Consider the following 26370-nt stretch of genomic DNA (forward strand, 5'->3'; position numbering starts at 1 on the left):
CACTAGCGCTTGTTTCCCTTCTGAGTTAGCTTATGTCTTAGCCTAAGTTAGCCCAAGGAGAGACGAAATTGGCGGCAGATGACAACGACATTACCTCGAAGAAAGCGCGGTCGAAACTGGCGGCGCAAAACACAATTTACTGGAAGACACTGAAGCCGGGGCTGTACCTCGGCTACGCCAAGCGCAAATCCGGGGAGGCCGGTATATGGATTATGCGGACCTATCTCGGCACCGAAGTGACCGGAACGGCCAGCCCCTACCAGAAACAGAATCTCGGCAAGGCTGACGATTTTGCCAGCAACGACTGTCTGTCCTTTGCGCAGGCGCAGGCAAAAGCATTCGAGCTACAGGTTGTCCGCGAGAAGCAGAAGAAGGCCGGGGTGAAAACCGGCCCGATGACGGTGGCCGAAGCGCTGGAGGATTACCTCGCCAATTTGAAGGCCGAGGGTAAAGCCACGGTTGTCGATGCCAGACGCCGAATTGACACCCACTTTTTGCCAACGATTGGCAAAATCCGCATCGAAGACCTGACGACGGACAAGCTGATAAAGCTGCGTAACACCATGGCGACGGAGCCGGTCCGGTTGCGGACGGCGAAAGGCCAGCCACAGAAATGGGCGGCGGCTCCCGTTACCCCGGACGAGCAACGCGCCCGCCGCTCCACCGTGAACAGAACCTTTGCGATTTTGAAGCGGGCGCTGAATCGCGCTTACAAAAACGGAAGGGTGCATGACGCCACGGCATGGCAGCGCGTCGAGCGCTTTCGGGGCGTGGACGCGCCTCGCGAACGTATCCTGACTGTCGAAGAATGCCAGCGGCTGGTTAATGCCGCCGACGCGGCGTCCGGCCTCCGCGACCTAATCCACGGAGCGCTTCTGACCGGTTGCCGATACGGCGAACTTTGCCGCCTGAAGGTTGCCGACTTCCAGAACGGTCGCCTGGCGATCCATAAGTCGAAATCCGGCAAGCCCCGCGACGTCCGTTTGACGGCAGAAGGCAGGGCATTTTTCGCCCAGATTACGGCTGGAAGGAAACCGACCGCTTGGATGTTCAGTAAGCAGGACGGTCGCCCATGGGGCGACTCCCAGCAAGGCCGTCCGACCACGGCGGCTTGCTTGGCGGCGGGTATCGAGCCGACCAACTTCCACCAACTACGGCACACCTATGCGTCCTTGGCGATTATGAACGGCACACCCCTTATGGTCGTCGCCCAGAACCTCGGACACAAGGACACCTCGATGGTGCAAAAGTTCTACGGGCACCTGACAGTTGATTACCAAGACGACGAAATCGAGCGGGGAGCACCAAAGTTTGGCATAGTCCGGGAGACCAACGTTGTCCCATTTAAGGAGAAAGCAATATGACCAAGAAGACCAAAATTATCTCGCTCCCGGATGACGAGTATGCTGAAATTCCGCAAGAGGTGATTGACGCAATGTTCGCGCCGGAGGAACCGCCATTGAACGATCTGCCGGACCCACCTGCACCTTATCCGGGTAGCGAGAGATTCGGCGACTGGACGTTGAGCAATCTCATTCCCTTGGAACCCGGCGTGGCCCTTGTGAACGACGACCCTGAAGGTGATCCTCACAAATTCGCCCAGCATGGGCGTTATACGCCGCCGAAGCCCCCTACCGAGTAAACACGAACGCCTGGACGCGCCTGACCGTCGCCGTGGAGCGGCGGCAGTCGGGCTGGGGGTTAGGTCGGCCCGCCCTCCCCGCCCGCCTACGGGCTCCCGGTTATTACCCAAAGCATTACCCGTTTCCGGGTAATGCTTTCTTTGTATATATTCCAGATTTACTGCAAAGACTAAAGACTATAGGCTAACCTATACTCTAAATTAGGGAGCATTGCATGACGCCCGGAATATCCAAACAGCAAGTTGAAGTCTTACGGGTAATCGAAGATTGGACCGGTCGGACGACAACCATGCCGCAAGCGGTTGCTTGGCGCGATATCCTCGACAAGATGGATCACGCCTATGGCGGTGCAGGCGCCACAAACATCCCGAGCAATGCGTGGAATAAGGAACAAGCCGTCCGTCGCGCTCTGCGTTCTCTGGAAAATCGCGGTGTGGTCGAGCTGCGACGGTATCGCTATTACTGGGTAGATGGCCGCACAGTGGGGAATAAATATGTCCAAGGCAGTTGGCATATTCTCGATGACGATCAGTATTATTATCCCGGCGAAGATCGGACGATGATTGGCGCTGTGCTGACGGAAGCCGGTTGGGCGCTGATGGACCGTATAAACAACGAGCCCTTGGAATCCCCAGCCTAGCGGGACCCCGCCCCAACCAACCGAGCGGCTACGAGCACCCTAAAAAAATTAGCACCGTGAAATATTGCACTCGCTCGCGAAGTATGTGCATAACTTTGATTGAGAGGGTCGCGGATTACGGCTCGGCCCTCTGAATTGCTTACCAGAACCTCGGCCATCGAGGTCTCCGTAGTCCACCGCTCCGTTAATCGGGTTCGGAGCAGCGTGTATCATACCCGGTAATTCTTAGAAGTAACCAAACACAGTCGTTCGCTCATCCGAGCCACGACAACCCGCGTCTGCCGTTGAGCCGCGCCGTTGCTGGCGCGAGAGCGATGGCGTGCGCCCAAACGGAGAAAATAACCATGACAACCGACTACACCAAGATGATGTTTGCCGACTACAGACTCCAAATGGAAGCGGCGTTCAAACGAGACGCAAACACTCCTCCCCGCTACCCCAAGGCGGACAAGCCGCAGGTGCCCACTGATCGCGAACGCCTCGAAGCGCAGCTTCAAAAGATCCGCGACGCACGGGACGGGCATCTCTATCGCCTGTCGCAAGCGCAGGACATGCTTCGGAAGGCTGGCTATGTGCTGGTGACGACCGAGAGCGGCGAAGAGAAATGGGTGCTGCTGGAAGCCGAGGGGAGGAAATGAGCATGGAAGCTACGAGAAGACCTACTGCCGACGAACCGATAACTGACGCCGAACGGCGGGACGCCATGATGCTGATGACCGTGGGATTGTTGGCGGCCGCCTGTCATATCGAGGACCCTATTCAGGAAGGACCTCTCAGGCTGTCCAGGTTCGAAGACTTGATACAATTGCTCTGCCGATCAGAATTACTCTGGCACCTCGAAAACAGCAAATTTGAAGTAACGTTCGAGGCGCAAAACCTCAATATTAAATTCATATAAGACATTTATTCCCCGGCTATAGCATAAAAATAGCCGGGGCTTTACCTTAGACTACGCGGAGACTATAGTTGGAGTATAGTTGCTTAATAAAGGAGTTTTCAGATCAATGGCTGAAGAAGAGATACAACAATTTCCAGAGAAGTACTGGCTAAAACTGAAGGAGTTCGGGCTCCGCAATGGTGGGATATCTGAGATCCACGTGCGGAAACTTATCAAGGAGGGTGACGGTCCACGGACCACTTACATCGGCAACCGGGTGTTTATTGCCCTTGATGATGAGGCCGAATGGCGCGAGCGGAAGCGCAATCCCCGGGGTAAAGCCGCCGAAAAGGCGCTGGCCGTTGCCACGATGCTGTCCGAACGGGCGCGACACGCAAAACAGGGGGAGATGCAGAAATGAGCAAGCCGACCGGAGAGACCAAACAGTTCGTATGCCAAGGCTGCAACAACGAAGTCGGCGCTTACCTGATACGAACGGAAATATTTGAAAGAGAAGAAGATGCAAAGACCGGGACATACGTCGATATTATGATGGAAGACGGCTGCGTCTTTCATACCACAGATACCTCTTCAGTTATTGTAGATAATAAGTCTCCACTTGGAAATAACCCAAGCAAACGAAGGAATGGTCTGAGAATACATTTTGGATGCGAATATTGCGATGAGACATCTATTCTCAGTATCGCATCGCATAAAGGAAACATACTGTACAAGTTTGGAACTGATACTGTGGAAACACTTCAATTTTCCTGAGGGGGGATCGCGTGATGGCTGACCAAGAACACGACCGTTATCCGGTTATCGAGGGCGTCGCCTTCCGGGAGTACCTGGAGGTCCATCTGAAGGGGTATGGCATGGTCCGCATTTCGGTTGATGAGGCCCAAACCTACGACGATTTCTGTGTGGCCTGTATGGAACAGCGTTCCGCCGTTTTTGAGCCGATGAGCGATACCTCGTGGGCCGTACGGCTTGCGACGGCAATCCACAAAGGGAACGAAGAATGAGCGCGTGGGCCTGTCTGTGCGATGTTTGTTAGGCCGTGGGGACCTTTCTGCATTATCCGTGAGCGCCTCGATTGTCCTTTGGGTTTGCCGCTGCCGCAGTTTCGGCGCGCGTGGCTCGACTTCCACCCCCATGACAAAAGGCTCTATACGATCCTGCTTGTCGGCTACGACAAGCCGGTAACGATGAGCGAATTCGAACTCGCGAAACTGCGGCGCTTCTGCAGGCGGTGCGAATCCGTGCTCGGCCGGGAGTTCCCGAAGCAGTATTCGTTCTGGAAAGAGACGCCAGATGGCTTCTTCCGGCCGAGTCGCAAGGTGTGGGCTCTACACATTGCGCAACAGATGAAGATCGGCGACCAGCTCCATTCGGAATGGGAATACGATAAGCACGAAATCCACACCGTTTGGCGTGAAGCCACGGTGAAGGAACAGATGTGGTCCCACCTCGAAGGATTAGGAGCGGGCGAGGAACGCGCCCGAGAGGAAAGGGAACTAGACGAACGCTTTGCGCGCCTCCGCTCCGAGGTCCGCCTACGCAACTGGTCTGGCAAGGGTCTACAGGCCCGCTACCTGAGAGAGAAGGCCGCGATGGAAGCGCGGTGGGTGGTGAAGCTTGATTTAATCGCGAAGAAATTTGAGGCCCAGACAGCTAGACCAACAGAAGCGTATCGTCGGGCGATGGCGGATCTTGAGGCGCGGCTGGAAGTGAAGCGTCTGGAACTGAATGCGATGCTGCCACCGGAGCGACCACGCCCGGTTAAAGTCCCCGAAAGGCGACCGGGGAGACCCCCTGCCAAGCGTGATCGTGCGACCGAATTGATCCTGTCTATGGATGGGTGTCGCGTGGCCGAACTGAAGGACGCTGCTGAGGCCAATGGTGTCGGGTGGAAAGCGATGGTAGCGGCTGCAAAAACGCTCGGCGTGGACAAGACCGGGAGACGCTGGCGGACCATAAAACTACCCCTAAACTAAAAACTCTAGTGTACGCGTGGATTTAGTTTTTTTTCCAAGCGTATAGTGGGGTCATAGGTGGTAATAATAATAATAGTTTAATAAGGCCAGAGTAAAAAGTTAGTGTTTACAGTAGCTTATAGCCGCTATTACGGGGGTATTAGTATTTATGCCTGTAATAATTTTTACCTGTAAAGCGAGAATTATTTATCTATCGCAACCCCCTCGGCCAAAAATGGGTCCATTAGTATAGATGTTTTCCCTCACGTAGGTATTAGAGGTCGTATGTATTGAAAGGTTTTAGCTCCAGTTTGGAGTTTAGGGGTAGTTTTATGGGGTCGTGGTTTAGAGCCCCCGGATGCCTCCCCAGCCACAGCCCCGGCCCCGGTAAACGCCGCCCCGCCCCGGCCCCGTAAATAGCGCTGCTGGACCCGCCTGACGACCGCCCTGGAGCGTTTAGGGGGTGGCCGACCCGGTAGGCCCGACGGTCCTAAAAACTCCCCTACGGCCTCCTACGGCTCGCGACATAATTTAAGGTTGATCTAAAGCATGCGAATACACGGTATGCGCTTACCTAGGGCGCAAACCTGACTGGGAATAAATCCAAGAAGACTAGTGTTTACAACGGGTTGAGCGTATAGTTATGAGTATAGGCTAACATAGGGGGCTAACAGTGACCCGCGCAGCACGCAAAAACCAAGCACTTGGACTGCCGGAACCACCGGCAAGGACTTCTGCGTTTGATGCCCAGGAGTGGTACGTCCGAACTCTGCAATTACACGAGAACAACTTGCGCAGATTAGGCGTCCACGCAGACGATCGCATTCACATTCTCAAGCCGCTCGGCCACGAAATCTTCGAGGAAGGCTCCACGGTCTATGCCCACATCCAAAGAGCCCAGACCCATTCCTGCCGCGCCGTTGTAGTTTCTGAACTCGACGCCTGCATTGTCAACGGCGGAGCAAAAGCAGGCCAGTGCGGCGGAGTAAAACCAGGCCAGCGGCAGGGCTGTGTTGCCGACATGGAAATGGCCCCGATCGGGGCCATTTCCATGTCGGCGGCGGTGATTTCGATCAGGGTGTGAGGATTTCGCCGGTATCGGGGTCGACGGTTTGGGTGGCCTGGTTTTGCTCCGCCCCTGATGACGGATTGCGGCGGCGGGCGGCGGACTGTTTCAGCCGGTAGCTGTCACCATTCATGGTTAGGATGCTGACGTGGTGGGTCAGCCTGTCGAGCAACGCACCGGTCAGCCGCTCGGACCCTAGCACCGACGTCCAGTCCTCAAACGGCAGATTGGACGTGACGATCGTCGAGCCGCGTTCGTAGCGTTGCGAGAAGGTCTCGAACAACAGCTCCGCTCCGGTCGATGACAAGGGGACATAGCCGAGTTCATCGATGATCAGCAGTTTTACCGAAGCCAGATCGCGCTGCAGCTTGAGAAGCCGCCGCTCGTCACGCGCCTCCAGGAGCTGACTGACCAACGAGGCTGCAGTGGTGAACGTGACGGTGAAGCCTTTCTGGCAGGCGGCGAGGCCCAGAGCGAGCGCGACATGGGTCTTGCCGGTGCCACTGTTGCCGAGAGCGATGATGTTGTCGCGCCGCAGGATGTATTCGCAACGGGCAAGCTCCAGGACAAGCATCTTGTTCAAGCCGGGTATGGCCGTGAAGTCGAAGGTGTCGAAGCTTTTGACCGCCGGGAAGCGAGCCGCGCGAATGCGCCGTTCGACTGTCCGGCGTTCCCGGTCGATCAGTTCCAATTCAATCAGGCGCAACAGATAGCGGGGATGGTCGACGCCGCTCTCGGCGCATTCCCGTGCTACCTTCTCATACTCGCGCAACACCGTCGGCAGTTTTAATTGCTTGAGATGGTGGGACAGAAGGATTTGCGGGGTTCCACCCGTTGTGCCTGATGGCATCGTGTCGCTTGCTGTGCGGGTCATGCTGCCAACACCGAATAGTCTGCCGCCAAGGTAATCTTCACATCCATCTTCGGCAGATGCGGATAGGCAGCAAGATCAAGTCGGGCTGGACGACGTTCGATACGTGCCAGTGCAATCAGTTTGACCGCATCGAAGCCGGCTGCGCCCAGATGGATCGCTTCGGTCACAGCAAAGGTGACGACGTCCTTTGGCATTGCCTCCAGAAGCCGCAGCACCTGGATGAACTCACGCTTACCCCGATTGCCCATTCGCGCTTCCAGCAAATGGCGCAGATGCTGGAACACCTCCGGCAGGTCCCACCCCTGCAAGGCGGCTGCCTGGTCGAGCGCATTGGGCTTCATCTCGATCAGCGCCAGATAATGCAGCGGATTGGAGACGAATACGCCTTCGCCATAGGACCGTGGGTGGCGTGCGATCTCCTGGCCTCTACACAGGATGACGACCTCCTCGACAAAGCCCTTCACCACAATATCCTGGAAGCCGTAGGCGGTCGGCACTGAGTAGTCGTTGGTGCGATAGCGCACCAACGACATTGATGAGACACGACCGGCACGCTTCTCGCAGGGTTCAAGCGGCACGGCCGGGAGGCGGCGCAGTGCCGCGGTATCGGCCACCAGACGTTCACCAATGGTCTCGGTGTGCCGACCGGCGCATTCACTCTGGCGGCCCCGACAACGGTCTTCGAGCATTGCGTTCAACGCCTCGAAGCTTGCCACCTGCGGGATCGGCACCATGAAGTTGGCACGCGAGAACTTCACCAGCCCCTCGACCTTGCCCTTGTCGTTGCCCTTGGCCGGTCGCCCGAACCGGTCCCGGAACAGGTAGTGACTGACGAGTTCGGTGAAGGCACGGGTTCGATCGCGTTTGCCGTCGCCGCAGATTTTGGCCACCGCGATCTTGAGGTTGTCGTAGAGGATCGAAAGCGGCACGCCGCCAAAGAATGCAAAGGCCGAGACATGCCCATCGAGGAATGCCTCCGTCGTCTCGCGCGGATAGGCCTTCACGAAACACGCATCCGACTGCGGGATATCCATGCAGAAGAAATGTATCTTCTGGCGCACACCGCCGATGATGGCGATCGCCTCGCCAAAGTCGACCTGTGCATGTCCCGGCGGATGCGATAGCGGCACGAACGTCTCTCGACCCTTGGATCGGCAAATCCTGACGTAGTCCTTCACCACCGTGTAGCCACCGCCAAAGCCATGTTCGTCACGCAACCGTTCGAATATCCGCTTGGCACTGTGTCGTTGCTTCACCGGCCCGGCCTGATCCGACTGCAAAATCTCATCGATGACTGGAAGCAACATTCCAAGCTTTGGCTTGCCTACAGGCTTCGTGCGCGTATAGCCCGGTGGAAGCGAGAATCGGCACATCTTCGAAACCGTCTCACGGCTTAAACCGAAGACCCGAGAGGCCTCGCGGCGGCTGTGACCCTCAACGAAAACAAACCGGCGAACGGCGGCGTAACTCTCCACGACAAACATCCCCGGCCGCCCTCAAAAAGAGGACAGCCTACCACTGGCTGGATTTTACTCCGCCCCGCCAGGCAATATGCCGGCGTTCACTGGTAGACTTTGTCACCGCCCTGCCCAGTAGATGCGCCGTGGCTGACAATACCGACCGCGCTTTCAGAAATACAGGATATGTTGAACGAGCCGATCTCAAAGGAGGATCGCGAAGCTCTAAACCGCCTTACAGAATATCTCACCATCTCCCTTGGTATGAAGCCCGCCGCCTGACGGCGAAACAGTTAAGCTACACGATCCCCCACGCCCGAAACCTCCCCCTGCCCGTCATCTCCCGCAGACCCAGCTCCAAAACAATCCGCCGCGCCGCCTGCGGCGTCACATCAAGCGTTTTCGCCACCATCCCGGCTGACACCAGCGGTCGCGCTATCACCAGCTCTACCAATTCCGGCAGCTTTGACGAGGTCCGGCGCCTCTCCAGCTTCCGCTCCATCAGCGTTCTGGCCAGCAGCAGCCGGTCCTGCTCTTTCATGCCGATCTCGGCCGCCGCCAAAAACCCGTGGGCGATGGCGAGCAGCCGGGTTCCCCGATCGCGATGCCGGCGCCGATCGACGGGGATGGTTTTCAGGCCGAGGTTGATGGCGGCGAGATGGGCGCCGGTGGTGATGCCGACCTGACGCAGGATAGAGGCGCAAAACAGCCGGCCGAGCCAGGGGGCGTGCCGAAGGACGGAAAGCTCGTTCCAGGCATCGAGGACGACGATAACCTGCAGCGCTGCCGGCAGGTTTTCTGCCTGCCGCAGCACGCCGCGCCATTCGTCGAGCCTGGAATCCTCGTCCCAGTCGAGATCATAGACGAGAGAGTCTCGTTCGCGGGTATCGGCGCGCCCGAGCCGCTTTGCCTGCTCAATCGCGGCTTCCGACCGAGCGAGCACCGCATCGATGGCGGCATAGAGCATCGGGCGATTAATGTGCAACGCATCCAGCTTGTCGGAAATAGTTCCAGCATTCCTGTGGGGTGAACAGGTCGCAGACTTTTCCGACGACTTTCCAGAGATCGTCGTAGGTCCTGGCCTTCATTTTTCGCAGCAGTGTCTTGAGCTTGGAAAAGGCCATTTCAATCGGATTGTTGTCTGGCGAATATCGCGGCAGGAAGAGTATCCATGCCTTTCTTTCGGCGATGGCAGCGGCCGCTCTGGGGCTTTTGTGGACGTTGAGGTTGTCCCAGATCACCACGTCGCCCGGCTCAAGCGTCGGTGCGAGTTGGGTTCGCACGTAGGTGTCGAACTTGTCTCCATCCATGGCTCCATCGACGACAAAGGGGGCGGTGATGGCATCGCAGCGCAGACCGGCGATAAAGGTCTGGGTGTGCCATTTGCCAAAAGGGGCGTCCGCTTGCAGACGCTTGCCCCTTTTGCTCCTGCCGCGCAGCGGCGTCATGTTGGTTTTGACCGAAGTCTCGTCCACAAAGACGAGACGTCCGGGGCACTTTTGCATAGCGGGTCGACGATGTTCACGCCACTTATCGCGTTCCCGGCGCACGTCGGCGCGTTCGCGTTCCGATGCCAGCAGTGTTTTTTTTATAGGTGAAGCCAGCCCGGCAGAGCAGCTTTGACAGGTTCGAAGGATCAGCCTTCATACCATGATGCTCTTCCAGCCACGTCGCCAAGTCAGGCATGGTTATATCCGGTTGCGCCTCTACCTTGGCGATAATGGCGTCCTGGTAAGGACCCAATTTGCCGCCACCGCCGGGCCGTCCTCGCCGGGACGGCTCGACTGAACCCGTTCGATCCGCCCGCTGCTTGAGCCGAACAGCCGTGGCGGGCGAAACTTTGAAAGCAGCAGCTGCTGCTCGGCGCGTTTCGCCCTGCGTTATCGCATCAACAATCCGCTGGCGAAGGTCCGAAGAATAGGCGCGAGACATGGCAAGTCCTCCTGCCATGTTGAATCACAGAACCGATGCAGAGGGAACCGCAGTATTCATAAAAGCCGCCCGACGCTCTAGTCAACGCCGGGCAGGTTTTCGATGTCGTCGATATCTTCCCCCTCCCCTTCCGGATCGGTTGCGACCGCCGGCCGAATAACTCCGGCCGTCGTCGCCTCGTCCCCGCCGCCCGACCCGATCTCCGAGGTTTTCCGCAGCGAGCGGATGCCGTCGGCGGACAGCGCCCATTCCGGTGACTGGGCAGCGACGCGCCGACGGGTTCGCAGCACGTCCCGGGCGATTGTCAGTTCGTGGGTGGGTGTGCGAATATCTCTGATATCGTCGTGGAGGACGAGGTCTTCGAGATGGACGAGTTCGCCGTCGATCCACAAGGAGGCGCAAGCGTCGGTGAAGTGGGAGCGCTCAATCCATCCCTGACCGACCGGTGAGCGGGCGATGCGCTCGTCGAGGCGTGTGAGCGCGATTGCCGCGTCGAAAGCCGGCCGCATCAAGGTCGTCATGCTGATTTTCGCGAGATCGTAAGCCATTGAAATCATGGTAAATGATTTCTTAAAGGAACTCTATCCGAATATTACAGTTCCTCACATGGTATGGCTGCGGGATGACCTTATAACCATCGATAAGTATCGCTTATCGTTTGTCATGTATATCTGGAATTTTTTATGCCATCTAGACAAATTTATACGCTCACTGTTTTAGAGAGATGAAAAATCTAACACAATTTTCGCATTCCCCATTTCGATTTGCTATCGAAAGACTATGGAAATCTTAAATTTTGGAACCCGCCCAACAGAGACGTGCAGTCATCTCCGACATTCAGCCGAGCACCTTTTCCACCGTTCGATGCTGTTTTGTTCCAAGCTGAGCCCGGCAGCACATGGTTCTCTCCACGCGTCAATCAGACCGTCAAGGACGACGAGGAAACAATCGATGGTCCGATTTTTGCTGTGCGGGCTTGAAGGTCCGCAAAACACAGTTTTGCCTAGGCTGCGAAATGGCAGGGAAGCGGAAAGTCCTCCATCATTGGTAATTCCAGTTGACCAGCCTGCCAAATCCGCTCGTTCTTGATGAGTGCCTTTTTAACCCGAACCAAAATCATCTTTTGGTCGAGAGACAGATGAGCACCGCGAGCCTTGCACGCGCTGTGCTCTACCACGGTTTGGACCAGGCGCGCCCTCTCCGGGTTTGCGTCCAGCCAAGCCTCAAGTATGCTCGCAACTCTGCAAATTTTGGATCGAGACAGAAGTCCGTCTCGATGCATATGCCCGCCAATTCTTCGGACCTCGCCATGTTTGTAATAATATTCCCTAGCGTACTCCCAATTTTTTTTAATTAATACTTCAAAATCGAGCACTCTTTTAGCCTGATAATCATACGACCTACTAATATTCCTTACTTCTATTCCCGCAGTCATTATTCACCCCCCGCTTGCCGTGCCAACATTGTGATGGTGGGGTCATTTTCATCTAGGTTCAACCCCTGTGTCTCAAACAGCTCAGAAAGTCAGATCTCGCCAATCCCGCTCTCGCTTCGCCGTCGGTCAGAAACGTCGAGGACAAGCGGACCGCAGGTAACCGCCTGATGGCCCTGAGGAGATTTCGCTTTTGGTGCCAGCGATATGCTGTTCGTCATCAACGAAGCAGTCGAGGAAATTGCTCCATTCCTGAGTGGTGCGGCCGGCGTGGGAAAGCTCTGTTCCAGTTCCTCCATGCCGTCGTCTGTCAGCGCGGTGGTGGAGTTGTCCTCCCCGGTACAGATATTGATGACGCTGCAGTAGGCCGTCCAAACCGCAGAATAAGGGTATTCCCCCCACCTAGGTCCTCGTCGATCGCCCCGGCCGCCAGCAATCCGTTTTGCTTCCGGAATAAACCGGGCAGCCAGTCAATCACCACCAAGGGACGGAAGGTTCGCCCATGCGACCCGTTCAGCATTCAAAAACCTCTCTGACGACCGCATCATTTGTCGATTTCAGCCGCCGGCGGCACCATCTCCCAGACTTAAAAGGAGATCGTCATGAAGAAATTTTGGGAGCCTTGGAAATGGTTTGAGCTTGCCATGTCCAAGGTGTTGGGAATCCTGTTAGGACTATGGCAAGCGTTACTGAGCCTGGTCGGAATCCATCCGAAAGCCCCTCGCGGGACGCACCAGGATATTAAGTCAGTCGACGTCGCAGACGCTTATCTCGACGAAGCCGAGCATCAGGCTGGGACCGATGCCGCTCTGTCGGGATTGCAGGAAGCACCCGACGTCGTTCTTGCGTATGCGCGTGCATCTGTCACGGAACGGGTTTCAATGGATCTGGGCAAGCTCTCGGCGACGGAGCAGGACTGGCTGCTGAGACTGACGGATCGCGATCTGATCTTGCTGTCAGCGTCTGGACGCGCGGCATGCGCAAGGTCGCTCCAGTACATGATAGTCATTCCGTCTTTGCCGAGAGCGAAACGAGAAAAGTTGCCCGAGGAACTTCCGACAGTTTTGCACGTGCCCACGGACGAAGATCACGTCCGCGAGCGGTTCATGATGTCAGTGCGCAGCGGTGGGCACGCGCTTGCGCTCAAGCCGCATTGATACGCCCGCAGTTCTGATGCGAGTGGCCGATTGCGAGATCGGCCGCCGCGACAATTCAGAAAGTCGGATCGCATCTGCCAGACCTGCAATTTCCCAAACATCGCTGCCGAAGCGATCGTATAGCTCTTCATCCGACAAGCCACTCATTTTGCACCGCGGGCACGATCAATGTGGGCTTGGCGCTGGTCGAGGGCGACGCGTAGACGTCGAACTTCGGCTTCAAGCGATGCAACGTGACGGACGGCGCGAATAGCTACGCGCCCGAGGTCGTCAGCACGGCCGCGGGCGGCTTCAAGCTCGCAAGCGTATTTGTAAGCTGCGCGACGTTCACGCCCTTCAGCGACGGCTTGTGCGCCAGCAGCCATGCAACTCTCCAGCGTCGATGCGATGCCCAGAGATAGGATCGCAAGTTCGCCTGCAGCGCGTCCAGCGGGATCACGGCTTGTGTAGATCGACATTCGCAGCACTCCTTGTTCAACTGCCGATACCCATACAGGGATCTGGCGTCGTTGAGAGCCCGTCGTTGTTTGGCAGCGTTAATTCTTCGCGATCGACGATCCCGGTCAGAATTTTGTCACCCAGTCATCGACATGATCCTTGCGGGTCAAGTATGGATACGGCAGGATGGCTTCCGATACGGACTGGGTGACAGGCACAGCGTCCCCACTCCGGCTACTCACGAGTAGCTTAAGCGCAGCGGTGGTGCGTCACTTGCGCGCTTCAGAATCCCCATGACATCGTCAGGACGACTGGAATGTTGCTTGCTCACAAACCAGGATGTCCACGGGTGTCCGGGATGGGGCGAACGCAAATTTCGAAACGCATATGTCGGATTTGAAGATAGGTGCCGCTAGGTTCACTAGCGGCATGTTTGGCCAATGCTCGGAGCCGTCCGACAACAAATTATCCACAGGAAAAATGGAGGCCTAAACTGGCCTTGTCAACGACGTTGCCGTGATCTTTTCGAAGAGCCTTTGTGATCTCAGCGTGATCTTTTCGATCTGTTGTGATCTTCTAGCTGACGGATATCCGATTGAAACAATTGAAGATGTTTGGTGGGTGATGTAGGGTTCGAACCTACGACCCGCTGATTAAGAGTCAGCTGCTCTACCAACTGAGCTAATCACCCATCCGCACCCCGTTTGCCGCGGTGTGACTGGGCGTATAAAGGGCTTGCCGTGGCTTGTCTAGTTCGGAAACTCATTTTCTTTGCCGAAACCTCAAAAAAAAATGCGACACCGAGCTAATCCCATGTTTTTTAAAGATAAAGTTCTCCACTTGCGAGTTTGATCGCCTCGCCGCCAATCCGCGCGGTGGCAATCTCGCCCTTGTGGACATCGAGATGGAGGTGGATGAGCGACGGGCGACCCATCTCGACCCCCTGCTCGATGAGGATCGGATGATGTCCGTCTATCAGCTGGTCGAAGCGGTGGATCGTGCCCGAGAGCGCTGCCACAGCCGACCCGGTTGCGGGGTCCTCGATAACGCCCAGCCCGGGGCCGAACATGCGCGTGTGGAACCGCGCCGTATGGTTGACCCCGCCGCGACAATAGAGATAGGCGCTGGCCAGCGCACCGTCCGCCATCGGCGCCAACTGTTCCCAGGCCGCCGGATCGAAATCGACAGCCGCCGCCGCTGCCAGGTCATGGATCGGCACCATGACGAAGGGAACCCCGGCGCTCCAGAGTGACGGCACGTGGTTTTCAAAACCGATCTGGGTGCTCTTCAGGCTGAAGGCATCCGCCAGCGCCTGCCTGTCGAAACGTGCGCCGATCTCGACGGATTTGCGCGGCAGGTCGAATTCGGCAAACGTCGTGCCTCCCGGCCGCACGCGAATAGCGCAGCGCACCGGCCCGACATTCTCCTCCAGCACATGGACGATGTCCTGGCTTGCCTCGTCTAGTCCGTTCTTTCGTTCGGCAAGCGCAATCGCAGCACCAACCGTGGGGTGGCCGGCAAAGGGCAGCTCACGGGCGGGCGTGAAAATCTTCAATCGCGCCGCATGGCCGGCCTTCTCGGGCGCCAATACGAACACCGTCTCGGAAAGATTGAATTCCGCAGCGATCGCCTGCATGGAGCGTTCATCGATGCCGTCGGCATCGAACACGACCGCCAGGGGGTTGCCCCTGAGTTTCTCCGAGGTGAAGACATCGTAGATCGCATAGGGTCTGCCCACGGAATTCTCCTTTTTCATCTGCCTGTCAGCCTTCGCCGTTGTCGAGCATATGCTGAAGGATTTTGTGCGTCACCCTTGGCTTTCGAAAATCCAGGAGAGAATTTTCGGCATGAAGGGGGGATAGTCGTGCAGGTCGGGATCGGCGCTGCGAATGGCGAGCACGGCGTCGATTTCCGGATCGGGATCGGTGGAAATATGCGTCTCAACTGCCGCGACCAGCTCTTGCGCCGTCAGGGGAAAACGATAGAGGCGAAACAGCGTGATCACCTCGTTATTGTGCAGCGCCCAGAAGCCACTGTCGGCTTGAGCCATATCAAGATCGAGCCCCGTCTCCTCTTTCACCTCGCGTCGCATGTTGCCATCGACATCGCAGCGCCCATCGAGGAGATCGCCGTCGTCGAGCGATCCCGCCGCGCAGTAGACACGGCCGGGATTGGCCGTTCTGGCCGCCATGCGGATCGCGATGACGGCACCATCGGATGAGAGAATGACCGGCAATCCGAAGAGATGCAGGGCCGCATCTCTCGGCCTGGTCTTTCTCCACCACAGGAAGGTGGCATAGTCGATGAGATGCGCCTCTCCCCTGATCGCCCCCTGCTCGATGCTGACGGCGCGCTGCAGCATCATGCGCCCGTTGAAGAGCGCCGGGTTGCGGGCACTCTCCTCTTTCCAGTTGGAAGCCGCGCTGGTGCTTTCGGAAAGCTCATAGGGATGGGGCGTATCGAGCACCGCAAGCTCAAGCGCCGACACACGAAAGATTTCGCCCGGCACGGGCCATTCATCAAAATTACTTTTGAGCATCATCAAACATCCATGGAAACAACAACCGGGCAATGATCGGACGCTTTTGGCCGGTCCCATCCCGTGCGCGGATAGCGCTCCACGTCCTGCCCCTTGGGGAAGATGGTGCGGTAGGGTTGCCCGCCGCGGATTATCTCCGGCACCGCTGTCGGGTTCTTCGCCGCCAAGGCCGGCGACAGCCAGATATAGTCGAGCTGGCAGAGGTGCCGCTCCTGGGGTCCGCGACTGTGAAACAGCGTCCAGCGATCGAGTTCGGGACGCCGGCGCATGACGTTTTCGGCAAAACCGTCACCGCTGAAGACATCAAGAGCGCTCTCCGCTTCCCTGACGGGATTGAACGCATATCCCGTCCGCCGATCGCCAAGGATATCAACACGTTCCTGGTAATCGTTCATGTCGCCGCAGATCGCCCATGCCGCCTCTGAAACGCCCTCGCGCCCGAAACGCTGCTCGACGATCCGGCGGACGGCAAGCGCCTCGGCACGACGAACCGGCATGGTCGCCGTGCGGCCATCGAGCCCGTCGCGAGCCGGCCCCATGGATTTGAAATGAACGACGAAAAGCGTGAACGGATGACCGCCGATGCGAAATTCGAGCTCCAGACAATCCCGGCGAAAAATCCGGTCGCCCGGCACTTGGCTGCCGGCGAGTGCGTCGGTGTAAAGGCCAAAGTCCGAATAGGTGACACCCGCGTGGGATTTGACGTCGATGCATTCGATCCGCTGGCCGTCACGGGTCTCCTCGCGCACCAGCACCGCAACGTCGATGCCGCGCTTGTCATTGCCTTCGATCAGGTACTTCTGGCGGTAGCCGTTGCCAACCATCCTGAACAGATAGCCGTATTCGAACGCCTGCACCGCCGCCATGTTGTCGGCTTCCTGCAGGCACAGGATATCGGCGTCGCAATCGGCGATCGCCAGCGCCGACATCTGCCGGGTGTCATCGGTGTGAGCGATGGTGCGCGCTTCTTCCAGCCGCTGATATTCAGCCTCGCTGTGCACCTCGAAAAGCCGGAGAACCCGATCCTGCTTTAGCTGGTTGCGATAGCCGGAATAGTCGAAGCGGCTCATCAGGTTTTCGATATTGAAGGTCGCAAGGCGAAGAGGCATCAGGCATGTCCATAACGAATCCGATACGTCCCGAAGGCGCGCCGCGACTGTAACCATTCGCGGCGAAATGTCGAATGCACCCCCGTCCGAGCGCACGCATCACCGAATGCGCCATGGAATGTTAACGCGCCCCTTGAGAAACCGCGGGAAAGTATCCGCATTTCAGACGGCCTTAATTGATTGAAATTACAATGCACTTCGATTGCCGGGATCGATATGCATCCTGGGGGACAAAACCGGTCGGGGGAACAGACGATGAGCAGTAATCCGGGGTGGCGCGCGCGCCTCCGCTATGAGTTCGACAAGAGCATGGCGGCAGGGCCGATTGCCCTGATTGGCTGGCTTGCGGTGATCTCGCTGATCGTGATCGTCCTTGCCGGCCTGTTTCTTGCGCTGACCCGGATCGCTCCTGAAGGCGGCGAGCCTGTCGGCTTCCTCGAAGGCGCCTGGGAATCGCTGATGCGCACCATGGACGCAGGCGCCATGGGCGGCGACATGGGCTGGGGTTTCCGCGGCGTGTCGCTCTTTGTCACCATCGCCGGCATCTTCGTATTTTCCGCCCTGATCGGCGTCCTCAGTTCCGGCCTGGAAAACAAGCTCGATGAACTGCGCAAGGGCCGCTCCGTCGTCCTCGAGCAGGACCAGACCATCATCCTCAACTGGTCGCCCTCGATCTTCGATGTGATCTCCGAGCTTGTGATCGCCAATACCAGCCGCAAGAAACCGCGCATCGTCATCATGGCCAACAAGGACAAGGTGGAGATGGAGGACGAAATCGCCGCCAAGGTTGCCGATCTGCGCAACACCCGCGTCATCTGCCGCAGCGGCGACCCGACCGATCTCTACGATCTCTCGATCGTCAACCCGCAGACCTCCCGTTCGGTCATCGTGCTTTCCCCTGATGGAGACGACCCGGATTCGCAGGTCGTCAAGAGCGTGCTTGCCCTGGTCAACGACCCGAACCGCAGGCAGAAGCCCTATCGGATTGCGGCAGAAATCCGTGACAGCAAGAATGCCGACGTCGCTCGCATCGTCGGCGGCAGCGAGCTGCAGCTCGTCCTGGCAGACGGCCTGATTTCGAGGATCGTCGTGCATTCCAGCCGTCAGGCGGGATTGAGCGCTGTCTACTCCGAACTCCTGGATTTCGACGGCTGCGAAATCTACACCGTCGAACAGCCGGGACTGACGGGAAAGTCCTTTGCCGCCGCCGTCATGGCCTATGAGGCTTCGACACTGATCGGCGTGCGTGACGAAGCCGGCGCGGTCCATATCAATCCGGCCGCAAACCGGGTTTTCCTGCCCAACGAGAGGGCGATCATCATTGCCGAAGATGACGATGCGATCAAATCGGGCGATGCCAATCTCAACGTCGACAAGGATGCGATCGTGGCCGCCGTGCCAAGGGTCTCCGGTCCGGAACGCACCCTTATCCTCGGCTGGAACCGCCGCGGCCCGATCATCACTTTCGAACTATCGCGCTATGTTGCGCCCGGCTCCCTCCTGACCATCGCCGCCGACACGCCCGAACTCGAGGCCGATATCGCCGCCCTCAAGGTCGCCAACGATCACATGGCAGTCGAATACAGCATCATCGACACCGGCAACCGCACCGCCCTGGAAGCGCTCGATATCCCCAACTACGACCACGTGCTGGTCCTCGGCTACAGCGACCACATGGCGCCGCAACCGGCGGACACCCGCACGCTGGTGACACTGCTTCAGCTGCGCAAGATCGCCGAAGAGGCCGGCCAGCACATCGGCGTCGTCAGCGAGATGACCGACGTGCGCAACCGGGAACTCGCGGAAGTCACCCGGGCGGACGATTTCGTCGTCAGCAACAAGTTGGTCAGCCTGATGCTGGCGCAGGCGTCCGAAAACGAATCCATGGCTGCCATCTTCGACGAACTGCTCGACGAGGAAGGCTCCGAGATCTACATGCGCCCCGTCTCGGATTACGTCTCAATCGATCAGCCGGTGAATTTCTACACGATCTGCCTGTCCGCCCTGCGTCGCGGCGAGATCGCCATCGGTTACCGACGCCAGCGGGAGGACGATCCCGATCATCGCAACCTCGGCGGTGTCGTCGTCAATCCGGTGAAATCCGAAAAGCTGCTCTACAGCGCGCGAGACCGTGTGATCGTGCTGGCCCACGACTGACGACAAACCGGTGCAACAATCGTCTGCACCATGAATTCGACCTTGAAGCACGCCCCCAGCGATGGATAAACCGGACAGGCGCCATTGCCGGGGGGAGACCATATGACCGAGTCGATCAAGACAGCCGCCCTGCCCCGTGCCGGGCAGCTTTCCGTCGAGATGACCCGCTGGCCAAGCGTCACCGGCAGCGAGGGCGAGGCCGCCTTCTCCGCGCGGCTTGTAGCGCTTCTGCGCGATCTCCCGGCATTCCGTGATACGCCGGAAAACATCGTCACCTTCGACAGCCACGGCGATTCCGCCCGTCAGAATGTCGTCGCGCTCGTTCGCGGAACGGGCCGGAACTGCCTGGTGCTGGCCGGCCATTTCGATACCGTCTCGATCGCCAATTACACCACCCTGACATCGCTCGCCTGCGAGCCGGAAGCCTTGACGCAGGCCTTGATTGAGGAGCTGTCCTCCAAGGAGCGCAATGCCGTCGAGGAAAAGGCGTTGGCCGATCTCCTGACCGGCGACTTTCTGGCGGGGCGCGGCCTGCTCGACATGAAAAGCGGGCTTGCTGCGGGCATCGTCGCGCTCGAACGTTACGCCGATCTCAAGGAACGTCCCGGCAATATCCTCTTCGTCGCCACCCCGGACGAGGAGAACCGCTCCCGTGGCATGCGCAGTCTTCGCGATCACCTGCCGGAAATCGCCCGCCGCTTCGACCTCGATATCGTCGGCGGCATCAATCTCGACGCCAGCGGTGACGATGGCGATGGTGCGCACGGGCGTGCAGTCTATCTCGGCTCAGTCGGCAAATTCTCGCCCTTCGCCTTCGTCGCGGGTCGCCCTACCCATGCCGGCTACGCCTATGACGGCGTCAGCGCTCACCTCATCGCGGCCGAAATCATGAGGGCGATGGAATTCAACAGTTTGCTTTGCGACGAGGCCCACGGCGAAGTTTCGCCCGCCCCGGTCTGCCTGGAAGCCAAGGACATCCGCCACGGCTATGAGGTGACGACCCCCGCCCATGTCTGGCTGTCGTTCAACTGGCTGACGCACCGCCGTACACCGACAGATATCCTCGATGAATTTTCAACGATCGTGGCCAGGGCGATGGATCAGGCCCTGCAATCGCAGACACGAAACGCCGACGCCTTTTTCAGCCGCCAGGGGATCGATCGCAACACCAGGCTCGAAGGCCGGGTGCTGTCCTACGCCGCGTTGAGACAACTTGCCGAGCGGCAGGCCAGCAAAGAGGCGCTGCGCCATATCGCAGCGCTGGAGCAGGACTTCGCCACCAGCGACGAGCCGCTGTCAGCCAGTCGCACGCTCGTTTCCGAGATGCTCGTCGCCACAGGTCTCGAAGGACCGCTCGTCGTCGTCGGTTTCTCGACGCTGCATTATCCCCGAGTGCATGTCGACAGCCTTGGCCAGTCCGGCAGCGACTTCACGCAACGTCTCCAAGGTACTGCTGCGTTGATCGAGAAGCGCCATGGGCAGAGGATCTGCTTTCGGCAATTCTTCGCCGGCATCTCCGACGTGAGCTTCTTCGGGCATCGCCCGGAAGTACGACAGGCCGACACGCTTGCCGAAAACACACCCGTTCCCGCCTTCGTAGACAGGCCACCGGCAGAAGCGCTTTCCTACCCGGTCGTCAACATCGGCCCCTGGGGACGCGACTACCATCAGAAATGGGAACGGGTGCACATGGACTATGCATTCGAGGTGCTACCGGACCTGATCTACGAATGCGCGTTGTCGGTTCTTTCCGGGGAAAGCCCGAGCCTTTGAAATATTTTGCTCAAAACTGCTCGGCGGTGTAAATTCCCGAAGAAGGCTTATCTGCCTACATCGCAGGGCAGTCACCGCGATCTCCCCCGCGGGGAGAAGATGCCCGAAGGGCAGATGAGGGGGTCTTCACTGCAAACTCGGAGCCAACCGTCCCCATCCGGAGCTGCGCGCCACCTTCTCCCCGCTGGGGAGAAGAGGGAGCACGCCGAGTATTCCGAGAGGTTGCTAGAACCCTGTTCCGGCTATCAGCCAGCAGTCTCGCTACGGATAAGCGTGCCGAGACGGGAGATACCCTGTTCGATCATGTCATCATTGGCGCAGGAGAAGCTCATCCGCAGCGTATTGGCGCCCGAACCGTCAGCGAAGAAAGCCTTGCCGGGAACGAAGGCAACCTTGGCTGTTTCAAGCGATTTCGCCAGAAGTGCCGCACCATCCATGCCCGTCGGCAGCGTCAGCCAGATGAACATGCCGCCTTCCGGCTTGGTCCAGCTCACGCCCTCGGGCATGTATTTTTCGAGCGCCGCCAGCATGCAATCGCGGCGGCGGCTGTAGACGGCCTTGATCTTGCCGACCTGGGCGTCGAAGCCGCGCTCGGCCACAAGGCAGATCGCCATCTGGTTGATCGTCGAGGAATGCAGATCGGCCGCCTGCTTCATCAGGACCAGCTTGCGGATGACCTGGGCGTTGCCGACCATGAAACCGACGCGCAGACCAGGAGCAAGCGTCTTGGAAAAACTGCCGCAATAGATCGTGCGGGTCTTGTCGATGTCGCCGCCATTGCGCTCCAGTTCCAGGGCCAGGATCGGCGGGATCGCCTCGCCGTCATAGCGCAGCGACTGGTACGCGGCATCCTCGATGATCGCGATATCGAGTTCGCTCGCCAGATCGAGAAGCTTCTCGCGTCCTGCCCGGTCGACGGTCTCGCCGGTCGGGTTGGAGAAGTCGGCAGAAAGATAGGCAAATTTTACAGCGCCGCCGGCCTCTGCCGCCGCTTCGCGGTAGGTCTCGGGCGTGCGGTTGCCGCCCGGGGTCAGCTGGTCATATTTCGGCTCATAGGCGTTGAATGCCTGAAGCGCGCCGAGATAGGTCGGCCAGGTCACCAGCGCCGTGTCGTTCGGAGACAGGAAAAGCTTGCCGAGATAGTCCAGCCCCTGCTGGGAGCCGGAGGTGATGAAGATGTTTTCCGGCTCGGCAGCGATGCCGATCTTCGCCATCTCGCCGGCAAGCCAGCGGCGCAGCGGCAGATAGCCTTCGCTGACGGAATACTGGAGTGCAGCACTGACCGTCGGGCCGCTGAAGATTTCGGAATAGACCGACTGGAATTCTTCGTTTGGAAACAACGCAGGATCGGGAATGCCGCCGGCAAAGGAGATGATGTCCGGCCGATCGAGCAGCTTCAAGAGCTCGCGGATTTCCGAAGCGCGCATACGGGAAGAGCGCGTGGCAAAGATTTTTTCCCAATCCAGCATGGAAGTTTCCTCAAGATTATATTTTGGGAAACAAGACCACGCCGAGGGATTTAAGTCAATGTTACTGACCTAAATAGACCCGTTCGAGAATAGGCAAATTCTTGCCTTCTATCATCCAGCCTGAAAGGGAGACATTCGGCGCAATGCGTACCAGCTGATGCAACCGGACAGCGCCGCACCTTCCTCCACATCAAACCGCCAGATCACGTTTCGCCGGTATCTTCGCCCGTATACAGGCTTAGCAGCACGAGCACGCCGATAGTGCACAGTATAACGGCATCGAACCACGCAAAATAGTTCATAATGGTCGTCATCACACCATCCTCCCGGTTGTGGAACGAGACACGACCCGAGCTTGTTCCTCCTGCGTTGATTTTACAACTTAATTCTTTAAACAAATCAACAATCTATACTGCATCGCAACAATCGTGACGTCTAAAATAATTTTTCTTGCCGCAGTTTAACGAACCTTCCGGCTGGGAAAGGACAACGCATCTGCAGCAAGGAAACATTGGGTGGCACACCCCCAGCCACGAACGCGCCCAAAAACGCGAAAAGCCGGGGACGAGCCCCGGCTTCCGTAGTTCGTCCTGGGAGACGAAGATTAGTTCTTGGCCTTGTCGACCAGCTTGTTCTTGCCGATCCACGGCATCATGCCGCGCAGCTTGGCGCCGACTTCTTCGATCTGGTGGTTGTCGTTCATGCGACGGATACCCTTGAAGCGGGCAGCACCCGAGCGGTATTCCTGCATCCAGTCGGAGGTGAACTTGCCGGTCTGGATGTCGGTGAGAACGCGCTTCATTTCAGCCTTCGTTTCGGCCGTGATGATGCGCGGACCCGAGACGTATTCGCCCCATTCCGCCGTGTTGGAGATCGAGTAGTTCATATTGGCGATGCCGCCTTCATAGATCAGGTCGACGATCAGCTTCACTTCGTGCAGGCACTCGAAATAGGCCATTTCCGGGGCATAGCCGCCTTCGACCAGCGTTTCGAAGCCGGCGCGGATCAGCTCGACCAGACCGCCGCAGAGAACGACCTGTTCGCCGAAGAGGTCGGTTTCGCACTCTTCCTTGAAGTTTGTCTCGATGATGCCCGAACGGCCGCCACCAACGCCGCAGGCGTAGGAGAGAGCGAGGTCAAGCGCGTTGCCGGAAGCGTTCTTCTCGACGGCAACGAGGCAGGGCACGCCGCCGCCCTTCTGGTATTCACCGCGAACCGTGTGGCCCGGGCCTTTCGGCGCGATCATGACGACGTCGAGCGTGTCCTTCGGCTCGATGAGGCCGAAGTGTACGTTAAGGCCGTGTGCAAAGGCGATGGCAGCGCCGTCGCGGATGTTGTCAGCGATCTCGGCCTTGTAGATATCGGCCTGCAGTTCGTCCGGGGTTGCCATCATCAGAAGGTCGCCCCACTTGGCGGCCTCAGCAACGGTCATGACCTTGAAGCCATCGGCTTCGGCCTTCTTGATCGTGGCCGAGCCGGCCTTGAGCGCGATAACGACGTTACCGGCGCCCGAGTCCTTCAGGTTCAGCGCGTGGGCGCGACCCTGGGAGCCGTAGCCGACGATGACGACGTTCTTGGACTTGATGAGATTGAGATCGGCATCACGATCGTAATAGACGCGCATTGTAGTGTTCCTTCCCGTTTGAGTCTTGAATGGTTTGTTGTCTTCCCGGCCTTGTCCCTCAGGACGCCGCCGTATTCTCGCTCGTGCCGTAGAGCCGGAGAAAGGCATCGATCGCCCTCTCCGCCCGCCGGTCGAAATTCCTGTCCTTCTCGGTGATCGGCTCACCGAGCAGCATGCGCAGGTGCAGGTCGGAAACGACCAGCCCATAGAGCGTGCCATAGGCCTCTTCCGCATCGTCAAAGCGCACCAGCCGTGCGCGGCGCGCCGCTTCGAGAAGCGCACCTGCCCGCTTGCCGATCTGGCGTCGGCCCCGCTCCTGCAGCATGTGACCAAGCTTCGAGCCATCGCGGCTCGCCTGACCGATTGCCAGACGATTGAGCGCCAGCGAAACATCGCCGGAGAGAACCTCCAGCAGATCGCGGGCAAAGGTCACCAGCAGTTCGTGCAGCTTGCCAACATCAAGACGTCCGGCATGAGCTTCGAAAGTACGGACCTTGCTCGCCTGAAAACCGATCATCGCCGACAGCAACCCGTCGCGATCACCGAACCACTTGTAGAGGCTTTCCTTCGAGCAATTGGCAGCGCGCGCAACACCCGCCGTCGTCAATGCCTTTTCGCCACCATCGACAAGCAGCCGCAACGCGCTGTCCAGAACGGCGTTCTGGCGCGGCGAATAATCCGGCTGGCTGGGTTGGACGGCGATCTGCAAAACAAGCTCCTCAATCAGTACCGTACGGTACGGTTCGTAGCTTATGGCCTAAAGTTTTCGACCCGTCAAGCAGGTTCCACCCAGCTTTGACAAACTGCTCTGTCCTTGACTTTTATTCCCGGCGAATTACCCCGAAATGGACGCATCCGGTAGGTTTCGCCACCTTCCGTTTCGCTGCCCGCTCCGATACGCTGGACACCAGCCGCAGCATCCCGGAGCCATTCATGCAGCATCGCTTTACCCGCGCCGCAACCCGTATTGCCTTCGCCTTTGTGGCAGCAACAGTGAGTATTCCCGGCGCGGCTTGCGCCCAATCCGAGGGCGAGGTCTATAGCCGCATCGAGCAGTTGCATGGCAATGCCGAGGCCTTTTCCGGACCGTTCCAGAACCTCACGGATGCCATGCGCGACGGAGATGCGGAAACCGTTGCCGACCTCGCCGAATATCCGCTCGAGATCCATGCAAATGGCGAAACCTACGACATCCTGAGCGCCCAGGATTTCATCGACAATTTCGATACGCTGATCACGGAAGAGACCCGAAACGCCGTCGCGGATCAAAGCTATGACGCGCTTTTCGTCAACAGCGATGGCGTGATGTTTGCCAATGGCGAAGTCTGGATGGGAGCGATCTGCGACGACGACGACTGCGCGATCACCCATTGGGCAATCACGGCCATCAACAACTAGCCAGGTTGGCCTCAAAAAACGTTCGAAAACAAATTCTTGGAATACAGAACCTGAATCTTTTTCGCATGTTGATGTCTGCATAGCAGAGGGGGGATATCGCCATAAAAAGCCTGCTGGCCGCCTTAGCGGTCCTTGTTGCCAACACCATCCCCGCAGCAGCGGCGGACGATACGCCTTATGTCGGCACCTGGGACTGCGAAGTCTCAACCTTCACCTTCACCGCCGATACCTATGACCCCGGCGAAGGGCCGCTGAAAATCCGGAAGGTGGAGAAAGATGGCGGCAACTACATTCTCACCCTGCCGGACAACTACCAGATCGGCCTTTCCAGCGTCACCGCGACATCGATGGAGTGGATGTCGATGGCATCCGGCGACATGTTCCACTGCACGAAAGCAAAGCCATGACGTCAGCGACAACGACACTCGCCGCCCTTCTGATCGCCCTCATCGCATCCACACCCGTTCTCGCAGCAGAGACCCGGTGCGGCTGGCTGCAGAACCCGACGCCCGCCAACTGGTGGCTCGACGATGCCGATGGCAGCTGGACGATCATGAGCCAGGGTGCCGGCGAAGGTCCTCCCGGAATGGACCTGATCCCCGACATCTCCGAGCGCGATTACGTCCGCACCAACGGCAACTACGGCTATGCCTGCGCCTGCCTGTCGGTGGAGACGCATGACGGCGAAGGCAGCATCACCGAGATCCTCTCGGTCCGCCAGCTGGCCTTGTCGAAATGCCAGAACGACAAGAACCTCTCATCCCCGGAATAGAGCCGAAATCGATGATTGCCGACTGCTTGTCAATGGT

At 58.3% G+C, this 26370-nt stretch carries 28 protein-coding genes, 1 tRNA gene and 2 pseudogenes; 17 read left to right on the top strand and 14 right to left on the bottom strand.

What is annotated here, in order from left to right:
* The first annotated feature begins 68 nt into the window (after positions 1 to 68).
* The 10 genes from QO002_RS14405 to QO002_RS14450 all read left to right on the top strand — a co-directional run bounded on the left by QO002_RS14405 (position 69) and on the right by QO002_RS14450 (position 6220).
* Positions 69 to 1364 carry a tyrosine-type recombinase/integrase gene (locus QO002_RS14405; protein ID WP_307230811.1) on the top strand — a complete coding sequence of 432 codons (1296 nt, stop codon included), beginning with the start codon at positions 69 to 71 and terminating at the stop codon, positions 1362 to 1364.
* Positions 1361 to 1642: a hypothetical protein gene (locus QO002_RS14410; RefSeq protein ID WP_307230813.1), complete on the top strand. Its 282-nt coding sequence runs from the start codon at positions 1361 to 1363 to the stop codon at positions 1640 to 1642. The genes QO002_RS14405 and QO002_RS14410 overlap by 4 nt, the downstream gene beginning before the upstream one ends.
* A gap of 215 nt (positions 1643 to 1857) precedes the next feature.
* Positions 1858 to 2283 (top strand): hypothetical protein, encoded by a 426-nt coding sequence (locus QO002_RS14415; protein ID WP_307230815.1) that lies wholly within the window; start codon positions 1858 to 1860, stop codon positions 2281 to 2283.
* Between the two features lie 344 nt (positions 2284 to 2627).
* A complete protein-coding gene (locus QO002_RS14420; protein WP_307230817.1) occupies positions 2628 to 2921 on the top strand; it encodes a hypothetical protein in 294 nt (97 codons plus the stop codon).
* A gap of 2 nt (positions 2922 to 2923) precedes the next feature.
* Positions 2924 to 3181 carry a hypothetical protein gene (locus QO002_RS14425; RefSeq protein ID WP_307230819.1) on the top strand — a complete coding sequence of 86 codons (258 nt, stop codon included), beginning with the start codon at positions 2924 to 2926 and terminating at the stop codon, positions 3179 to 3181.
* Positions 3182 to 3287: 106 nt separating this feature from the next.
* The gene (locus QO002_RS14430; protein WP_307230821.1) at positions 3288 to 3581 is read left to right on the top strand and encodes a hypothetical protein; all 294 of its coding nucleotides are present in this window, start codon (positions 3288 to 3290) and stop codon (positions 3579 to 3581) included.
* Positions 3578 to 3934 (top strand): hypothetical protein, encoded by a 357-nt coding sequence (locus QO002_RS14435; RefSeq protein WP_307230824.1) that lies wholly within the window; start codon positions 3578 to 3580, stop codon positions 3932 to 3934. The genes QO002_RS14430 and QO002_RS14435 overlap by 4 nt, the downstream gene beginning before the upstream one ends.
* Before the next feature lie 14 nt (positions 3935 to 3948).
* Positions 3949 to 4185 carry a hypothetical protein gene (locus QO002_RS14440; RefSeq protein WP_307230827.1) on the top strand — a complete coding sequence of 79 codons (237 nt, stop codon included), beginning with the start codon at positions 3949 to 3951 and terminating at the stop codon, positions 4183 to 4185.
* 78 nt (positions 4186 to 4263) lie between these two features.
* The gene (locus QO002_RS14445) at positions 4264 to 5157 is read left to right on the top strand and encodes a hypothetical protein (RefSeq protein ID WP_307230829.1); all 894 of its coding nucleotides are present in this window, start codon (positions 4264 to 4266) and stop codon (positions 5155 to 5157) included.
* 652 nt (positions 5158 to 5809) lie between these two features.
* The gene (locus tag QO002_RS14450) at positions 5810 to 6220 is read left to right on the top strand and encodes a hypothetical protein (protein WP_307230831.1); all 411 of its coding nucleotides are present in this window, start codon (positions 5810 to 5812) and stop codon (positions 6218 to 6220) included.
* On the opposite strand, the gene istB is transcribed toward QO002_RS14450, so the two are convergent.
* From istB to QO002_RS14480, 6 genes and pseudogenes are all read right to left on the bottom strand, one after another.
* Positions 6210 to 7076, bottom strand: coding sequence for an IS21-like element helper ATPase IstB (gene istB, locus QO002_RS14455; protein WP_307225648.1), 867 nt, complete (start codon positions 7074 to 7076; stop codon positions 6210 to 6212). The two genes, QO002_RS14450 and istB, sit on opposite strands and share 11 nt — an antisense overlap.
* Positions 7073 to 8560, bottom strand: a complete 1488-nt coding sequence (istA, locus tag QO002_RS14460) for an IS21 family transposase (RefSeq protein ID WP_307230833.1) — start codon at positions 8558 to 8560, stop codon at positions 7073 to 7075. Before istA ends, istB begins: the two co-directional genes overlap by 4 nt.
* Before the next feature lie 271 nt (positions 8561 to 8831).
* Positions 8832 to 9494, bottom strand: a pseudogene (locus QO002_RS14465) (RHE_PE00001 family protein); the annotation flags it as partial.
* 13 nt (positions 9495 to 9507) lie between these two features.
* Positions 9508 to 10465 (bottom strand): IS630 family transposase gene (locus tag QO002_RS14470; protein WP_307230834.1). Its coding sequence is split into 2 segments (ribosomal slippage): positions 9508 to 10122 and positions 10124 to 10465, totalling 957 coding nucleotides; the frame shifts between segments, so codons are not numbered across the junction.
* Between the two features lie 80 nt (positions 10466 to 10545).
* Positions 10546 to 11022: pseudogene (locus tag QO002_RS14475) on the bottom strand (RHE_PE00001 family protein); the annotation flags it as partial.
* 446 nt (positions 11023 to 11468) lie between these two features.
* Positions 11469 to 11900: a hypothetical protein gene (locus tag QO002_RS14480; protein ID WP_307230836.1), complete on the bottom strand. Its 432-nt coding sequence runs from the start codon at positions 11898 to 11900 to the stop codon at positions 11469 to 11471.
* 204 nt (positions 11901 to 12104) lie between these two features.
* Here QO002_RS14480 and QO002_RS14485 point away from each other — a divergent pair, with 204 nt between their 5' ends.
* Together QO002_RS14485 and QO002_RS14490 are read left to right on the top strand one after the other, a co-directional pair.
* On the top strand, positions 12105 to 12263 hold the full coding sequence (locus QO002_RS14485; protein ID WP_307230839.1) for a hypothetical protein: 159 nt from the start codon (positions 12105 to 12107) through the stop codon (positions 12261 to 12263).
* Positions 12264 to 12499: 236 nt separating this feature from the next.
* Entirely contained in the window at positions 12500 to 13054 is a 555-nt protein-coding gene (locus QO002_RS14490) for a hypothetical protein (protein WP_307230841.1), read from the top strand.
* 143 nt (positions 13055 to 13197) lie between these two features.
* On the opposite strand, the gene QO002_RS14495 is transcribed toward QO002_RS14490, so the two are convergent.
* The 5 genes from QO002_RS14495 to QO002_RS14515 form a co-directional block, all read right to left on the bottom strand.
* The gene (locus QO002_RS14495) at positions 13198 to 13512 is read right to left on the bottom strand and encodes a hypothetical protein (RefSeq protein WP_307230843.1); all 315 of its coding nucleotides are present in this window, start codon (positions 13510 to 13512) and stop codon (positions 13198 to 13200) included.
* Between the two features lie 595 nt (positions 13513 to 14107).
* Positions 14108 to 14183: transfer RNA gene (locus QO002_RS14500), tRNA-Lys, on the bottom strand.
* A gap of 129 nt (positions 14184 to 14312) precedes the next feature.
* The gene (locus QO002_RS14505) at positions 14313 to 15230 is read right to left on the bottom strand and encodes a PhzF family phenazine biosynthesis protein (protein WP_307230844.1); all 918 of its coding nucleotides are present in this window, start codon (positions 15228 to 15230) and stop codon (positions 14313 to 14315) included.
* A 69-nt stretch (positions 15231 to 15299) separates the two neighbouring features.
* Positions 15300 to 16034 (bottom strand): NUDIX hydrolase, encoded by a 735-nt coding sequence (locus QO002_RS14510; RefSeq protein WP_307230846.1) that lies wholly within the window; start codon positions 16032 to 16034, stop codon positions 15300 to 15302.
* Complete coding sequence (locus QO002_RS14515; RefSeq protein ID WP_307230848.1) at positions 16034 to 17140, bottom strand: endonuclease/exonuclease/phosphatase family protein; 1107 nt, start codon at positions 17138 to 17140, stop codon at positions 16034 to 16036. Before QO002_RS14515 ends, QO002_RS14510 begins: the two co-directional genes overlap by 1 nt.
* Before the next feature lie 255 nt (positions 17141 to 17395).
* Here QO002_RS14515 and QO002_RS14520 point away from each other — a divergent pair, with 255 nt between their 5' ends.
* Together QO002_RS14520 and QO002_RS14525 are read left to right on the top strand one after the other, a co-directional pair.
* Positions 17396 to 19297, top strand: coding sequence for a CASTOR/POLLUX-related putative ion channel (locus tag QO002_RS14520; RefSeq protein WP_307230850.1), 1902 nt, complete (start codon positions 17396 to 17398; stop codon positions 19295 to 19297).
* 102 nt (positions 19298 to 19399) lie between these two features.
* A complete protein-coding gene (locus tag QO002_RS14525) occupies positions 19400 to 21070 on the top strand; it encodes a M20/M25/M40 family metallo-hydrolase (protein WP_307230852.1) in 1671 nt (556 codons plus the stop codon).
* A 245-nt stretch (positions 21071 to 21315) separates the two neighbouring features.
* On the opposite strand, the gene QO002_RS14530 is transcribed toward QO002_RS14525, so the two are convergent.
* The 3 genes from QO002_RS14530 to QO002_RS14540 form a co-directional block, all read right to left on the bottom strand.
* Complete coding sequence (locus tag QO002_RS14530; RefSeq protein WP_307230854.1) at positions 21316 to 22539, bottom strand: aminotransferase-like domain-containing protein; 1224 nt, start codon at positions 22537 to 22539, stop codon at positions 21316 to 21318.
* A 604-nt stretch (positions 22540 to 23143) separates the two neighbouring features.
* Positions 23144 to 24163 carry a ketol-acid reductoisomerase gene (ilvC, locus tag QO002_RS14535; protein ID WP_307230856.1) on the bottom strand — a complete coding sequence of 340 codons (1020 nt, stop codon included), beginning with the start codon at positions 24161 to 24163 and terminating at the stop codon, positions 23144 to 23146.
* A 58-nt stretch (positions 24164 to 24221) separates the two neighbouring features.
* On the bottom strand, positions 24222 to 24872 hold the full coding sequence (locus QO002_RS14540) for a TetR/AcrR family transcriptional regulator C-terminal domain-containing protein (protein WP_370878493.1): 651 nt from the start codon (positions 24870 to 24872) through the stop codon (positions 24222 to 24224).
* A 224-nt stretch (positions 24873 to 25096) separates the two neighbouring features.
* On the opposite strand from QO002_RS14540, the gene QO002_RS14545 reads away from it, so the two are divergent.
* From QO002_RS14545 to QO002_RS14555, 3 genes are all read left to right on the top strand, one after another.
* Complete coding sequence (locus QO002_RS14545; protein WP_307230860.1) at positions 25097 to 25561, top strand: hypothetical protein; 465 nt, start codon at positions 25097 to 25099, stop codon at positions 25559 to 25561.
* Positions 25562 to 25827: 266 nt separating this feature from the next.
* Positions 25828 to 25968 (top strand): hypothetical protein, encoded by a 141-nt coding sequence (locus tag QO002_RS14550; protein WP_307230862.1) that lies wholly within the window; start codon positions 25828 to 25830, stop codon positions 25966 to 25968.
* Positions 25965 to 26333, top strand: a complete 369-nt coding sequence (locus QO002_RS14555; RefSeq protein WP_307230865.1) for a DUF4087 domain-containing protein — start codon at positions 25965 to 25967, stop codon at positions 26331 to 26333. Before QO002_RS14550 ends, QO002_RS14555 begins: the two co-directional genes overlap by 4 nt.
* Positions 26334 to 26370: the final 37 nt, after the last annotated feature.

It is taken from the genome of Pararhizobium capsulatum DSM 1112 (assembly GCF_030814475.1).
GTDB lineage: Bacteria > Pseudomonadota > Alphaproteobacteria > Rhizobiales > Rhizobiaceae > Pararhizobium > Pararhizobium capsulatum.

Bases quoted from the DNA above. Each gene is read 5' to 3' on its own strand.
- QO002_RS14410 (WP_307230813.1), top strand. From the start codon at position 1,361: ATGACCAAGAAGACCAAAATTATCTCGCTCCCGGATGACGAGTATGCT.
- QO002_RS14415 (WP_307230815.1), top strand. From the start codon at position 1,858: ATGACGCCCGGAATATCCAAACAGCAAGTTGAAGTCTTACGGGTAATC.
- QO002_RS14420 (WP_307230817.1), top strand. From the start codon at position 2,628: ATGACAACCGACTACACCAAGATGATGTTTGCCGACTACAGACTCCAA.
- QO002_RS14425 (WP_307230819.1), top strand. From the start codon at position 2,924: ATGGAAGCTACGAGAAGACCTACTGCCGACGAACCGATAACTGACGCC.
- QO002_RS14430 (WP_307230821.1), top strand. From the start codon at position 3,288: ATGGCTGAAGAAGAGATACAACAATTTCCAGAGAAGTACTGGCTAAAA.
- QO002_RS14435 (WP_307230824.1), top strand. From the start codon at position 3,578: ATGAGCAAGCCGACCGGAGAGACCAAACAGTTCGTATGCCAAGGCTGC.
- QO002_RS14440 (WP_307230827.1), top strand. From the start codon at position 3,949: ATGGCTGACCAAGAACACGACCGTTATCCGGTTATCGAGGGCGTCGCC.
- istB (WP_307225648.1), bottom strand. From the start codon at position 7,076: ATGACCCGCACAGCAAGCGACACGATGCCATCAGGCACAACGGGTGGA.
- istA (WP_307230833.1), bottom strand. From the start codon at position 8,560: ATGTTTGTCGTGGAGAGTTACGCCGCCGTTCGCCGGTTTGTTTTCGTT.
- QO002_RS14480 (WP_307230836.1), bottom strand. From the start codon at position 11,900: ATGACTGCGGGAATAGAAGTAAGGAATATTAGTAGGTCGTATGATTAT.
- QO002_RS14485 (WP_307230839.1), top strand. From the start codon at position 12,105: ATGCTGTTCGTCATCAACGAAGCAGTCGAGGAAATTGCTCCATTCCTG.
- QO002_RS14490 (WP_307230841.1), top strand. From the start codon at position 12,500: ATGAAGAAATTTTGGGAGCCTTGGAAATGGTTTGAGCTTGCCATGTCC.
- QO002_RS14495 (WP_307230843.1), bottom strand. From the start codon at position 13,512: ATGTCGATCTACACAAGCCGTGATCCCGCTGGACGCGCTGCAGGCGAA.
- QO002_RS14510 (WP_307230846.1), bottom strand. From the start codon at position 16,034: ATGATGCTCAAAAGTAATTTTGATGAATGGCCCGTGCCGGGCGAAATC.
- QO002_RS14515 (WP_307230848.1), bottom strand. From the start codon at position 17,140: ATGCCTCTTCGCCTTGCGACCTTCAATATCGAAAACCTGATGAGCCGC.
- QO002_RS14520 (WP_307230850.1), top strand. From the start codon at position 17,396: ATGAGCAGTAATCCGGGGTGGCGCGCGCGCCTCCGCTATGAGTTCGAC.
- QO002_RS14525 (WP_307230852.1), top strand. From the start codon at position 19,400: ATGACCGAGTCGATCAAGACAGCCGCCCTGCCCCGTGCCGGGCAGCTT.
- QO002_RS14530 (WP_307230854.1), bottom strand. From the start codon at position 22,539: ATGCTGGATTGGGAAAAAATCTTTGCCACGCGCTCTTCCCGTATGCGC.
- ilvC (WP_307230856.1), bottom strand. From the start codon at position 24,163: ATGCGCGTCTATTACGATCGTGATGCCGATCTCAATCTCATCAAGTCC.
- QO002_RS14545 (WP_307230860.1), top strand. From the start codon at position 25,097: ATGCAGCATCGCTTTACCCGCGCCGCAACCCGTATTGCCTTCGCCTTT.
- QO002_RS14555 (WP_307230865.1), top strand. From the start codon at position 25,965: ATGACGTCAGCGACAACGACACTCGCCGCCCTTCTGATCGCCCTCATC.